Genomic DNA, 13648 nt, shown 5'->3' on the forward strand with positions numbered 1-13648 from the left:
TTAAAATTCCTCTTTTTTATTTTGGTTTTCCTTTGGAATAGGAGTTGGGGCAACGCTTGTCTCAGTAAATTCTTTTCCAGTTTTAGCAGAAATGACTTTAAATTCCTCTACTGAAAGAGTTGGATCGGGCTCAACCTTAATCAAAACAAAATATTTAGCCATAAGTTTTAAAATTTTAAACTTGCCTTTTAAGCTCGATTTCACATAGCTTGCAACAGTGGGATGCAGTTTTAAAATAAGCTTTCTTTCACTTGAATCACTTGAAATTGCCTTGAACTTAGCAAACCATCTTTCAACTCTCTTAAAGATTAAATTTCTAAGGAAAATTGTTCCAGTCCCTGCACAGGTTGGGCATGGCTCGCTAAACTTCTCAAACACGCTCGGCCTTACCCTCTGCCTTGTAATTTGAATCAACCCAAACTCGGTCATTGGTAAAACAGTGACTTTTGCTCTATCTTTTTTGAACTCCTTGCGGAGTTCATCAAATAAGCGCTTTTTACTTTTTTCATCTTCCATATCAATAAAATCAACAACAATCAATCCACCTATATCTCTTAACCTTAATTGTCTCACAATCTCCCTCGCAGCATCAAGATTAATTCTTAACGAAACTTGCTCCTGATTTTGCCTTGGGGCATATCTACCTGTATTCACATCGATAACGGTCATTGCCTCTGTTTGCTCAATTAAAATATAAGCTCCACCACGAAGGTAAATTTTCCTGCCAAGCGAATTTTCGATCTCTCTATTTATTCCATATTTCTCAAAAATGTCCTCAGTTTCATCAAGTTCAATTTTATCAACTATGTCAGGTGCTGCCCATCTTGCGTATGCAACAACTTCACGGAAGAGAGATTTTGAATCGATGACAACTTTTTCAACATCTTTAGTTAAAAGGTCGCGCATCACACTTGATGTGACACTGAGATCTTTATAAAGCAAAGCTGGGGGTTTTTCATTAGGTAACATCTTTTCTATCTTTTCCCATGTTAGTATCAATTGCTCAAGCTCGCCTCGCAATGTCTTGGTATCCTTCCCCTCAGCTGCAGTTCTAACTATGACACCATATCCATTGGGAAGAAGTGCTTTGATTATATTTCTTAATCTTCGCCTTTCCCTTTGATTTAAAATTTTTCTTGATATCCCAATTTTGTTCTCCATAAAAGGCATTAAAACAAGAAATCGTCCTGGCAAAGTTATTCGTGTTGTAACACGCGCCCCCTTTCTACCGAGCGGTTCTTTTATTACCTGAACGAGAATTGGTTGTCCCTTCTTAAGAAGATGAGATTTGCTGGGTGCGTAGGTTTCAGCGGTTCCCAATCTCTGCGTTGTAGAAACTGGTTGTAATAATTTTAACTCCCCCTCTTCGGTGGATTCTTTTACCGTTTCAGTGCCAGCCTCAGCAACTTCATCAATGCTGGTATCATCCCCAAGGAGATCCGCGTACTCTTCAATAGATGTTTTATCGATATCAGCAAAGTGAAGAAACGCATCTTGCTTCTGCCCAATATCTATAAAAGCCGCTTTTATCCCAGGTAAAACTCTCGCAACCCTGCCAAGGTAAATATCACCAACCATTCTCCCCTGCTTAGGATTTTCAAAGAACAGTTCAGCGAGTTGGCCATCTTCAAGAACTGCTATACGCGTTTCTTTTTTCCGCGTGCTGATATAAATTTCCTTCCTCATGATAATAAACCCCTATTTTGTTTTCTTCTACATTATCTTCGATCGGGTCAATAATAACACCATTTTCCCAAATGAATTGACCCGTTCGTTCAATTTTTAGTTCTCTGATTTCATTTTCATTTAAACCCAAAAGAATTTTAAGAATCGAATCAACCCGTGGCATAACCCCGTTCTCATCGCGAACAATCTTTAATCTAAAACCATCATCCTCGACATAAATTCCAGCGATATATTTGCGAACATTGATAGTTTTCACCTTTCCATCTTGAGTGACTTTATCGATTAAAACTTCATCCTTGGAAAGTAAAAGTTCAACCTGAGTTTGAAGATTTTCAGAAGTGTAATAAACTTTGTACTCAAAAAGATTGATTTGTTTATCGAGCGATTTCTTTTGTTTGGGTATCCTTTTTATCGCAAGGATTCGCATCCCGTTGGGGAGATTAAAAGCAAGTCGTTCTTTAATCTCATCTGGATCGAGAAATTCTTCAAGCTCAAAATCAAGAAATTCACATAAACTTGAATAACCAATTGGAAGTGGTGCTGAAAATGAGAACTTTGGATGAGGATGAAAGCCTTGGGTATACGCAACTTTTAAATTCGCTTTTCTAAAAATACGATTGAAAAGACGAATCAAATCAAGGTGCGAGATGTATCTTAAATCCCCTTCCTTTGTATATTTCATCCTGTAGACAAAAGTTTGAACTTTAACATTACTTCTTTGATATGATTTATCAATCCAAATAGTCTCCTCACCGATGCTTAAGACTTCCCCATCCCGTGCACCCTTCACATCTTTATCAATTTGCTCTCTTATTAACATCTTTATCGTTTTAAAATCACAAGCTCCACAAGCATGGCATATATCTTCAGGTCTACAATCAGGTATCATCGCCTCTTTGTAAGCTTTTTGCCTGTCCCTCCATAAAAATTTTTTCAAAACACCCATAAAAATATGATCCCATGGGAAGACCTCATCTTTATCATATTCACGAGTGTAATCTTCAACCCTTAGCCCATTTTCATTCAATGCTTCAAGCCACAAATCAAAGTTCATTTTATCAGTCCAAGCATCAAACTTCGCACCTTTTCTCCAAGCAGAATAAATCACATCAGATATTCTTCTATCACCCCGCCCAAGAATTGTTTCAAGCGTTGTCACTCGTGGATCTCGAATGTCAAGTCTTATATTTTTACATTTATTCTTCGATCTCAAATATCTTGTTTTATCAATGAGCTCTTCGATCGAATTTTGTCTTTCCCACTGAAATGGGGTATGCGGCTTGGAGAAAACGGGGAAACGGAAACATGAACTTCCATATTATAGACTTTTTTCCTTTGGGCAATCTTCACAACATTTTCAGCAATTCTTAAAATTCCATCGAGATCCTCATAAGTTTCGGTCGGAAGTCCCATCATAAAGTAAAGTTTCACAAGGCGCCATCCATAGTCAATAGCTATTTCAACCGCTCGATAGAAATCGTCCTCGGAACTTTGTTTATTTATAACTCTACGCAACCTTTCCGTTCCAGCCTCAGGAGCAAAAGTAAGACCGCTTGCGCCACCCTCACGGGCAAATTTTGCAATCCCCTTTGTATATGTCTGCGGGCGAAGCGATGGGAAACTCGGCGAAACCTTCTTTTCAGTGATAAGTTCGTAACTTCTACTCATAAGCTCAGGCAACAGAGAATAATCAGAGGTTGAAAGCGAAACAAACGACATCTCTTCATAGCCAGTATTTTCAATCACAGTTTTCGTCTCGTTGATTAAATCGTCAACAGCTCTTTCTCGTACAGGTCTATAAATCATTCCAGCATTACAAAACCTACAACCCTGCGTGCATCCCCTCATTATCTCAAGTTGAAACCTATCATGCACAATCTCAACTAAAGGGACAACAGGTTTATCAGGGTAATATTCAGGTTTTAACTCAGGAACAACATTCCTTTTAATAGGAAGAGGGAGTTCATCAAAAAGTTTTTTAACACCTTTTAATTTCCCGTTTTCGTAAATCGGTTCATAAAACTTGGGAACATAAACACCTTGCAAAGTTTTTGCAGATTCAAATAAAATTTCATCTCTCTTTCTTCTCTCTTTTTTCATTCTATATACAATTTCAAGAAACGCAGGCAGAAGATTTTCCCCATCCCCAAGAAGAAAGACATCAATGAACGCAGACATCGGCTCCGGATTACAAGCAACTGGACCACCGGCAATAACTATGGGATCTTCTTCAGATCTATCTTTTGAAAAAATTGGTATTCCCCCAAGTTCAAGCATATTCAAAATGTTCGTATAGTGAAGCTCATATTGTAAAGTGAAACCAACGACATCAAAAAGCTTAAGAGGTCTTTTGGTCTCAAGGGAATACAGAGGAATCTTTTCCCGTCGCATTATCTCTTCGGCATCCACCCATGGGGCATAAACCCGTTCGGCACTTGCCCACGGTATCTTGTTCACAATATTGTACAAAATTTTAAACCCAATATATGACATTCCTATATCGTAAATATCGGGGAAACACAGGGCAATTTTAACCTGTGCTTCCGGCTTGACGACAATGTTAAACTCATTTCCTATATATCTTCCAGGCTTTTCAACAAATGGCAGAATCTTTCTTTCTACATCCATTTTAACTTTAAACAATCTATCCTCAAACTCCATCATATTCCTTTAAGTTTTTATTCCTGTTCCCTTACTTTACACTCAAAAATACGAAAAAATTATAAGTATTGCAAAAATTTTGTTTTTGGGTTTATTTTTCTGAATTTTGAGACAAGGAACGAAAATTTAAAGAAGGTGAAAAATGGAAAAATTTGTAATCATCGGAGGTCAAAAGCTCTCTGGGACAGTTGAGATCAGTGGAGCCAAAAACTCAGTCCTTGCTTTAATGCCAGCGACAATTCTTGCCAGCGGAACTTACAAAATTTATAACACCCCCGACCTTAGGGATGTAAAAACGATGAGCCAAGTTTTAATGGAAATGGGGGTTGATGTTAAATTTGAAAATCATGTTTTGACAATCAATACGGAAAACATATCAAAGTTTGAAGCTCCTTACGAACTTGTGAAGAAAATGAGAGCATCAATCTATGTCCTTGGTCCGCTTGTTGGAAGGTTTGGTTATGCCCGTGTTTCCCTGCCCGGCGGTTGTGCCTGGGGTCCAAGGCCTGTTGATCTGCATATCGAAGGAATTCGAAAACTTGGCGCTGAAGTTGAACTTGATGCTGGTTATATCGTCGCAAAAGCAAAACAACTAAAAGGCGCAAAAATTCATTTCGATAAACCAAGCGTCGGCGCAACGGGAAACATCATGATGGCTTCCGTGCTTGCAAAAGGGACAACAGTGATTGAAAACGCTGCAAAAGAACCCGAAATCGTCCAACTTGGTGAGTTTTTAATTTCAATGGGTGCAAGAATAAATGGTCTGGGGACAGACAAAATTGAAATCGAAGGCGTTGATGCACTTCATCCTGCGGATATTGTAACCATACCAGATAGAATTGAAGCCGGAACTTTTCTCGTTGCTGGAGCGATAACAGGCGGACGGATCAAGGTTGAAAAATGCAATCCTTCGCACTTTGAGGCGCTTCTTCTTAAACTTGAAGATGCAGGGTGCCATCTAAATATTGGAGCAGACTTTGTTGAAATTGAGGCTCCCGACGAAATTAAACCAGTTGATGTTACAACCGCCGTGTACCCCGGATTCCCAACAGATATGCAGGCACAATGGATTGCACTTATGTCGATTGCAAATGGGACATCAGTTATAACAGAGACAATTTTTTACGACAGATTCAAACATGTGCCAGAGCTTGTTCGTCTTGGGGCAGATATTGAGGTAAATGAAAATGTAGCGATTGTAAGAGGTGTCAAAAAACTTAAGGGGACGAAGGTGATGTCGACAGATTTGAGGGCAAGCGCATCGTTAATTTTGGCGGGGCTTGTCGCAGAGGGACGAACTGAGGTTCTAAGGATTTATCACATAGACAGAGGCTACGAGCATATTGAGAAAAAACTTCAGCAGCTTGGAGCCCAGATATGGAGAGAAAAAACGGATGAATTTTAAAGGAACTTTATTCAAATTTAATCCGTCATAATTTCGGAATATGAACAAACAATTTGAGACACTTGATGAAGTTGAAATCGTACAGTTGGCAAAGGACGGCGATGAAAAGGCATTTGAGTTCATAGTTAAAAAATATCAAAACAAGGTTGCGAATTTAATCTTTAAAATAATTGGCGATGCAAGTATTGTTGAAGATCTAACGCAGGAGGTGTTTTTAAGAGTGATCGAATCGCTAAAAGAATATAAATTTGGCTCTGCCCTTTATACATGGATTTACAGGATTACGGTCAACATCTGCATTGATGAAATCCGGAGAAGGCAACGTTCAAGAGCTTATTCCCTATCAGATGTATTAAGCCAGAATCCAAAAGCGGAGCCATCGCATTCACATGTGGAAAAAACAGTTGAACAAAAAGAGATGAGAGAAATAATCGAAGAAGCGATTTCAAAGCTTCCGCCTGAGTATAAAACAGCTTTAATTCTGCGTGAGTTTGAAGATTTACCCTATGAAGAAATAGCAAGGGTTCTTAAAATTAGAGTTGGCACTGTAAAATCAAGGATTTTCAGAGCAAGAAAGCTTTTAGCTGAACATTTAAAAGAATATAAGGACCTTTTAAAATGAGGCACGCAAAAATCAAAAAACTCGTTTCAGAATACATCGACGGCGAACTAAAAAATAATATCGAACTGGTCAAAGAACACATAAAAACTTGTGAAGAATGCGCACAACTTTTTAGGCTTCACTCTCTTGTCAGAGAAACTCTGAAAGAGAACACAATTGAAGTTTCGCCGTATTTATTTACAAGGATACAAGCAAAGCTTAAAGAGCGGAAATCTCAACAGCCCTTGTGGGATTATATAATTGGCTTCTCAAAAGAGCTTGCTGTCGTCTTGATTTTGATTTTTATGCTTTTGTTGGGCATTGAATTAATTTCAAGTCGATCTTCAGTTAAAATCGAAGAAGCCATTTTAAGCGAATCACCGTCAATTCAAAAGGTTATTTCATCTGGTGGAGATCTAACAAAAGATGATGTTCTTGAACTAACACTATCAAATGGGAAAAGAAAATGAGCAACAAAACCAAAGCAATAATAGTTATACTTGGATGCATTATAATAGGCTTCATCCTTGGAGTCTTAGCGGATAGATTACTTTTTCTCAAATATCATCCCAGAAAACCTGGATTGAAGGAGTATCGAAAGGAACTCATCAAAAAATTGAACTTGAATCAAACTCAACAAGTTCGGCTTGATTCAATTTTAAGTTGGTCTCAAATAGAATTTAAAAATTTAAGCAAAGAATTTCGCCCGAAATATGATTCCCTAAAAAACGCACTTCGTGATTCAATCAAATCTATTTTGAACCCAGATCAAATTGAAAAGTTTGAAAAGATGATGAAAGAAATAGAAAAAAATGGTCGGAGGTAAACAGCAATGAGACGAAAAATAACTCGCATTTTCATAATTGTAGCCGTTTTAATAGCCGCTGGACTTGCGGTGGCTTTTTATTTCAACAATAGAAAATCAGGAACGCTACCGCTCAAGACATCGAAAGTAGACACAGGAAATATTGAGGTATATGTCACAACAACTGGGACATTAAATCCTGTCACGCTTGTTCAAGTTGGGACACAGGTATCTGGAACGATTGCAAAGATATATGTTGATTTCAATGATGTTGTAAAAAAAGGTCAAATAATAGCCCAAATTGATTCTACTTTTCTTGCGGCACAGGTTAAAGACGCGGAGGCTCAAGTTGAAAGAGCAAAGGCTCAAGTAAACCAGGCGCAACGAGACTTAAATAGAATAAAAGAACTTTACGCCAAAAATCTTGTTTCCCAAGCTGATTATGATCAAGCGTTAACAAATTATGAAACTGCACTTGCGCAGTTGAAGTCAGCCGAGGCTCAGCTTGAAAGAGCCCGGGTAAACTTGAAGTATTCAACAATTTACTCACCGATAGATGGAATTGTTATTTCTAGAAATGTCGATGTCGGTCAAACCGTCGCCGCAAGTTTACAAGCCCCAACCCTTTTCACAATAGCAAACGATTTGAGAAAGATGAGAGTTGAGGCAAATGTAGATGAAGCAGATATAGGGAAAGTTAAACCGGGTCAAATCGTATATTTCACAGTTGATGCATATCCTGAAGAAACATTCACCGGAAAAGTTTCGCAAGTTCGACTTCAGCCGATAAATGTTCAAAATGTGATAAATTACACCGTGATCATAGATGTTGACAACAAGGATTTGAAATTAAAGCCAGGTATGACTGCAAATGTTAAAATTTTAATTGAAAAGCGCGAGAATGTGTTGAGACTTCCAAATCTTGCATTAAGGTTTAAACCTGATCCTGCGGATAAACGCTTTGCAAAAGCGATGGAAGAGATGCAGAAAAGAAGAGAAGAATTTATGAGACGAAGGCAACAAGAAGGTGGACCAGGATTTCCAAATCAAGCGCCACAGGGTCAAGGTGAACAAAGATTTGGTGGTTTCCCTGGTGGGGGTTCACCAGGAGGCGGAAATAGAGCAATAATCTGGATTCTTGATGAAAACAAAAATCCCAAACCAGTCTTCGTAAGAACTGGAATAACTGATGGAAACTATACTGAGGTTGTGGGTGGAAATCTTAAAGAAGGTGACGAAGTAATAACTGGCTATGTTTTCCAAACTGCGGCAGGAAATAATCCATCAACCCCACAACCATTCCAGTTCAGAGGAAGAACGCCATTTTAATTTCGGATAAAAAAGCAAATAATTTTTGGGGAAAATTGAGGTTTTTAAAATTTCGCTTTTTTGCGATCCTTTTTCTTGCCTTTAATTTGTGTTTTGTTTATATTTAAGTGCGAAAAATTAATAATTCAACATAAGGAGATAAAGAATGAAGAAAGGAATTCATCCGCCTTATAAGAAGACGGTAATTGCGTGCGTTTGTGGAAATACTTTTGAGACAAGGTCGACCGTAGGTGGAGTTATTAAAGTTGAGATTTGTTCCAATTGTCATCCTTTTTTCACCGGAAAGCAGAAGTTCGTCGACACTGCAGGAAGAGTTGAACGTTTCATGAAGCGCTATGGAAAAGATTATCAAAAGGTCAAAGGTGAGTAATCATAATTTTAACTTTAACTTTTGGAAAATTTCAAAGGGAAGGATATAAGCCTTCCCTTTTTTGTTTTTCTAGGAAAACTTTAACCTAAAAAATAAAAAATAAAACAAAAACTAAATTGGAGGAATCAAATGCTTGTAATTGTCAAGGAAGATTACGATGCAATGAGCAAAGAAGCAGCCAAAATTGTGGCTGATAGGATTCGCAGAAAACCAAATTTAGTTCTTGGTCTTGCAACTGGTAGCACACCGCTTGGACTTTACAAAGAACTTATAAGGATGCACAAGGAGGAAGGTCTTGACTTTTCAAAAGTTGTAACATTTAACCTTGATGAGTACATCGGACTTCCGCCAACCCATGATCAAAGCTATCATTATTTTATGTGGGAAAATTTCTTCAAACATATCAACATTAACCCAGCAAATGTGCATATACCACAGGGAATGTTTGGAGATCTCAAAATAAGCCCATATGAAACGGATCCAAAGGTTGAAGCTTATTGTCAATGGTATGAGGAGCAGATTAAAAAATTCGGTGGAATTGATTTGCAAATCCTTGGCATAGGTGCCAATGGGCACATCGCCTTCAATGAACCAGGTTCATCGCTTGGCTCAAGAACGAGAATTAAAACATTGACTGAAAAAACAAGGCAAGATAATTCAAGATTTTTCAAAAGCATTGACGAAGTTCCTAAGTATGCGATAACCATGGGAATTGGAACAATTATGGAAGCAAAGGAAGTCATTTTGCTGGCAAGCGGTGAAAACAAAGCAGATGCTGTAAAAGCAGCCGTTGAAGGTCCAATAACTGCTATGTGTCCAGCTTCAATGTTGCAAATGCACAGGAAAGCAATTATAATTGTTGATAAAAAAGCTGCTTCTAAACTTTCGGCAGAATTCGTCTATTATGGGTAAAAACAATTCCCCCTGGATTTTATCAATCCAGGGGTGTTCTTTAACAACAAAAACAAATTCAAATTAAAACTATGAACATCTGTATATTTGAAGATGAAAAATACAGAAAACTTTTGCCACTTGTTTATTTCAGGCCTGTTTACGAACTGCGATGTGGAATCAGTTTATTGATGGATAAAATCATACGAAGTTTCTCTAACCCAACCGTAATACTTCATGCGAGGGATTACTTAACAGATGTCTTGAAACGAAGCTATCCAAGTTTTTATGTCAATGAACTTCCAAACGCCGTAAAACAAGTCCTTTTCATCAACGGAAGAGTTTTAGCGGATCCACACTTTGCTGACAAGTTTAAATATAACGGCAAGGATGTTGCTTATGTCAAGGGTGATGATGTAGTTGCATTCTGGGCCACTGGCGAAAATATTCAAAAGTTTAAGGAAAAATTTGGTAAACCATTTTCAAAGAAAGATTTCGATGACTTCGAAAAAATTGAAGTTAATGTAAAATTAATAACTTATCCGTGGGAACTTGTAAACAACAACGGTGAACAGATAGCGGTTGACTTTAACATTTTAACAGAAGGAAAACCTAAAAAATTGGGGAAAATCTACGACGGAGTTCACCTTTTAAATGAACATTTCATTCATATTGATGAAGGGGCGAAGATAAAACCTGGTGTTGTTCTTGATGCTGAAAACGGTCCAATCTACATAGGTAAAAACGCAAAAATACTGCCAAATGCGGTAATTGAAGGACCTGCATATATTGGTGATGATAGCCTTATAAAAGTTTCAGCAAAAATTTATGAGAACACAAGTATAGGTCCTGTGTGCAAAGTTGGGGGCGAGGTTGAGGCATCGATAATTCATGCATATTCAAACAAACAGCACGAGGGATTTATAGGGCACTCATACCTTGGGACTTGGGTTAACATTGGAGCTGATACAAATAACAGTGATTTAAAGAACGATTATGGAAATGTCAAAGTTTACATTGATGGTGAATTGATTGATAGCGGTTCTATGTTTGTTGGCTTAACGATGGGTGATCATTCAAAAAGCGGAATAAATTTGATGTTCAACACCGGAACTGTTGTTGGGGTTAGCTGTAACATCTACGGAGCTGGGTTACCTCCAAAGTTTATCCCTTCATTTTCATGGGGTGGTGCTGAAGATGGATTTGTCACATATAGAATTGACAAAGCGATAGAGGTTGCTAAAAGAGTAATGGCAAGAAGAAAAGTTCAGTTTACAGAAATTGATGAGAAACTTTTTAGGAAAATTTTTGAACTGACCCAGGACGAAAGAGAAAGGAACGGGGTAAAAGACTAACTAACTTCCGCCCCCGGTATGGGGGCTTTTTTTATTTCTACCCTCATTTTGCTATATTATTAAAAACAAATTCAATCAAACTCTCACACCATGGAAATAAACATTCTTTTTATAGGCGATGTCGTCGGAGAGCCCGGTTTAAGAATAGTTGAAATGCTTCTCCCAAACTTCAAAAGGGAATATAAGATAGATTTTTGCATTGCGAATGGTGAAAATCTCGCGGATGGCAAGGGTATAACACCTGAAACGGCGCAACGACTTTTTAATGCAGGTGTTAATGTTATAACAACGGGAAATCACGTTTGGGATAAATTACAACAAGTAAAAGATTATCTTATAGCTGAGCCAAATATCTTGCGACCACTAAATTATCCGAAGGGAACTTACGGTAAAGGTTATGTCATTTATAACCTTCAAAATGGTAAAGGAAAGGTTGCTGTAGTAAATTTACAGGGTAGAATTTTTCTCTACCCCATCGATTGCCCATTTAGAACGATGGAAATGGCTCTCGCTAAAATTGCAAAGGAGACGAAAGTTATAATTGTCGATATGCATGCCGAGACAACAGCTGAAAAGATGGCTATGGGATGGTATCTTGATGGAAGGGTAAGCGCAGTAATTGGAACACATACGCACATTCCAACAATAGATGCAAGGATTTTACCAAACGGAACTGGATATATAACAGATGTTGGGATGACAGGACCTTATGACTCCGTGATTGGAATGGAAAAGCGTACATCAATTTTGAGATTTTTGTATCAAACACCGCACAAATACGAAGTTGCTCAAAATGATGTAAAATTCTCTGCGGTATTTCTCTGCGTCGATTCCAAAACTGGAAAAGCTTTGAAAATTGAAAATATCATCTATCCAGAATTCAATAGAACAATAAATGAAGGAGCACTTCAAAATGCCAGCACAAATAATCGATGGGAAGAAAATCTCTGAAGAAATTAAACAAGAAATAAAACTACAAGCTGAAGCACTTTACAACGAGACCGGAGTAATTCCGGGACTTGCCTTTATACTTGTTGGAGATAACCCAGCTTCTCAAGTTTATGTAAAAATGAAAGGAAAAGCCTGTGAAGAACTTGGTTTTTACTCCATAACCTTAAAATTGCCAGCTGAAACAACAGAAAACGAGTTAATTGAAAAAATTAACGCGTTTAATTCCGATCCAAAAATACATGGAATTCTCGTGCAGCTTCCACTTCCATCTCACATAGACGAGCAGAAAATTTTGCAAGCGATCAACCCTGTGAAAGATGTTGACGGCTTTCATCCGATAAATGTTGGCAAACTTGTAATTGGGCTTGATACCTATCCACCTTGCACGCCAGCAGGAATTCAGGAGCTCTTGAAGAGAAGTGGTATTAATCCAGCTGGAAAGCACGTTGTTATAGTTGGAAGAAGTAATATTGTTGGCAAACCTATCGCAAATATACTACTTCAAAAAAAGGAATGGGCAAACGCAACTGTAACAATATGTCATACCGGAACAAAAGATATTTCTTATTTTACGAAACAAGCTGACATTCTTATAGCTGCAATGGGAAAACCTGAATTTATAAAAGGTGATATGATCAAACCTGGAGCCATCGTAATAGATGTTGGTGTTAATCGCGTTGAAGATCCAAGTTCAGAAAAAGGTTATAAACTTGTCGGCGATGTTCATTTCGAATCGGCATATGAAGTCGCAGGAGCTATAACGCCTGTTCCAGGCGGCGTTGGTCCAATGACAATCGCCATGCTAATGAAAAACACATTAAAAGCTGCATTGGTTCAAGTTAAAGCAAAGCATTTTTCAAATTAAATTAGTTATCCCTTGGAAAAAGCATTTTTCATATCTGATGTTCACCTTGGATATGGCGGAAAGGAAATTAATCGTGCAAAAGAGATAGAGCTTGTTCGCTTTCTTGACCATGTTGGTGAAAACTCGAAAAAACTTTTCATCCTTGGTGACTTTTTTGATGTTTGGTTTGAATACAAACTTGCCATTCCGAAGGGTTTCACGCGCGTTTTAGGGAAACTTGCAGAGCTTTCAGATAACGGAGTTGAAATTTTTTATGTGCTTGGCAATCATGATTTTTGGGTTAGGGATTATTTTGAAACAGAGTTTGGGGCAAAGGTTTTCAAAGATGAGTTAGAGATCGAAATCAACGGAAAGAAATTTTACATTGTACACGGCGATGGACTTTCAAAAAATGATAAAGGTTATCAAATCTTGAGAAAAATTTTGAGAAACAAGGTAAATATCGCTCTTTTCTCCTTGATTCATCCCGACCTTGGGCTTTGGCTTGCGGGAACATCTTCAAGGAAAAGCCGAGAGCACTCGATGAACAGGGATTCGCGCAATGATGAAAAGGAAGCGATTGAATTTGCAAAGATGAAAATTGAAGAAGGTTTTGATTATGTTGTTATGGGACATCTTCATATGCCAGCGACTTTAAAAAATTGGAAATGGTTTTTATATCAATACTGGCGATTGGCTTTGGAACTTTACCTATGGCGTCTTTTCTGATGAATTTGAAATAAAAAAATG

Annotated in this window: 14 protein-coding genes; 11 read left to right on the top strand and 3 right to left on the bottom strand. The window is 37.9% G+C overall.

Going from position 1 to position 13648, the window contains the following annotated elements; translation table 11 throughout:
* Genes AWW78_RS08780 through AWW78_RS08790 form a run of 3 tightly spaced genes read right to left on the bottom strand, consistent with a single transcriptional unit; the run spans position 1 to position 4350 of the window.
* Complete coding sequence (locus AWW78_RS08780) at positions 1-1686, bottom strand: Rne/Rng family ribonuclease (RefSeq protein WP_047133480.1); 1686 nt, start codon at positions 1684-1686, stop codon at positions 1-3.
* Complete coding sequence (locus tag AWW78_RS08785; protein ID WP_075426233.1) at positions 1628-2899, bottom strand: TIGR03936 family radical SAM-associated protein; 1272 nt, start codon at positions 2897-2899, stop codon at positions 1628-1630. Before AWW78_RS08785 ends, AWW78_RS08780 begins: the two co-directional genes overlap by 59 nt.
* Positions 2896-4350: a TIGR03960 family B12-binding radical SAM protein gene (locus tag AWW78_RS08790; protein WP_082359570.1), complete on the bottom strand. Its 1455-nt coding sequence runs from the start codon at positions 4348-4350 to the stop codon at positions 2896-2898. The genes AWW78_RS08785 and AWW78_RS08790 overlap by 4 nt, the downstream gene beginning before the upstream one ends.
* Before the next feature lie 139 nt (positions 4351-4489).
* On the opposite strand from AWW78_RS08790, the gene murA reads away from it, so the two are divergent.
* The 11 genes from murA (at position 4490) to AWW78_RS08845 (ending at position 13627) form a co-directional block, all read left to right on the top strand.
* Positions 4490-5752 (top strand): UDP-N-acetylglucosamine 1-carboxyvinyltransferase, encoded by a 1263-nt coding sequence (gene murA, locus AWW78_RS08795; protein ID WP_047133481.1) that lies wholly within the window; start codon positions 4490-4492, stop codon positions 5750-5752.
* Positions 5753-5792: 40 nt separating this feature from the next.
* The gene (locus AWW78_RS08800) at positions 5793-6374 is read left to right on the top strand and encodes an RNA polymerase sigma factor (RefSeq protein WP_047133482.1); all 582 of its coding nucleotides are present in this window, start codon (positions 5793-5795) and stop codon (positions 6372-6374) included.
* The gene (locus AWW78_RS08805; RefSeq protein ID WP_047133483.1) at positions 6371-6823 is read left to right on the top strand and encodes an anti-sigma factor family protein; all 453 of its coding nucleotides are present in this window, start codon (positions 6371-6373) and stop codon (positions 6821-6823) included. Before AWW78_RS08800 ends, AWW78_RS08805 begins: the two co-directional genes overlap by 4 nt.
* A complete protein-coding gene (locus tag AWW78_RS08810) occupies positions 6820-7179 on the top strand; it encodes a hypothetical protein (protein ID WP_047133484.1) in 360 nt (119 codons plus the stop codon). The genes AWW78_RS08805 and AWW78_RS08810 overlap by 4 nt, the downstream gene beginning before the upstream one ends.
* A gap of 6 nt (positions 7180-7185) precedes the next feature.
* A complete protein-coding gene (locus tag AWW78_RS08815) occupies positions 7186-8487 on the top strand; it encodes an efflux RND transporter periplasmic adaptor subunit (RefSeq protein ID WP_102134812.1) in 1302 nt (433 codons plus the stop codon).
* Between the two features lie 145 nt (positions 8488-8632).
* Positions 8633-8857 (top strand): 50S ribosomal protein L31, encoded by a 225-nt coding sequence (gene rpmE / locus AWW78_RS08820; RefSeq protein WP_047133485.1) that lies wholly within the window; start codon positions 8633-8635, stop codon positions 8855-8857.
* A gap of 129 nt (positions 8858-8986) precedes the next feature.
* The gene (nagB, locus tag AWW78_RS08825) at positions 8987-9769 is read left to right on the top strand and encodes a glucosamine-6-phosphate deaminase (RefSeq protein ID WP_047133486.1); all 783 of its coding nucleotides are present in this window, start codon (positions 8987-8989) and stop codon (positions 9767-9769) included.
* A gap of 71 nt (positions 9770-9840) precedes the next feature.
* Positions 9841-11103 (top strand): GlmU family protein, encoded by a 1263-nt coding sequence (locus tag AWW78_RS08830; RefSeq protein ID WP_047133487.1) that lies wholly within the window; start codon positions 9841-9843, stop codon positions 11101-11103.
* Positions 11104-11193: 90 nt separating this feature from the next.
* Positions 11194-12054 carry a TIGR00282 family metallophosphoesterase gene (locus tag AWW78_RS08835; protein ID WP_047133488.1) on the top strand — a complete coding sequence of 287 codons (861 nt, stop codon included), beginning with the start codon at positions 11194-11196 and terminating at the stop codon, positions 12052-12054.
* Positions 12017-12919: a bifunctional methylenetetrahydrofolate dehydrogenase/methenyltetrahydrofolate cyclohydrolase FolD gene (folD, locus tag AWW78_RS08840; protein ID WP_047133505.1), complete on the top strand. Its 903-nt coding sequence runs from the start codon at positions 12017-12019 to the stop codon at positions 12917-12919. Before AWW78_RS08835 ends, folD begins: the two co-directional genes overlap by 38 nt.
* 12 nt (positions 12920-12931) lie before the next feature.
* Entirely contained in the window at positions 12932-13627 is a 696-nt protein-coding gene (locus AWW78_RS08845) for a UDP-2,3-diacylglucosamine diphosphatase (protein ID WP_176696245.1), read from the top strand.
* Positions 13628-13648 lie beyond the last annotated feature (21 nt).

It is taken from the genome of Candidatus Kryptonium thompsonii (assembly GCF_001535985.1).
Lineage (GTDB): Bacteria > Bacteroidota > Ignavibacteria > Kryptoniales > Kryptoniaceae > Kryptonium > Kryptonium thompsonii.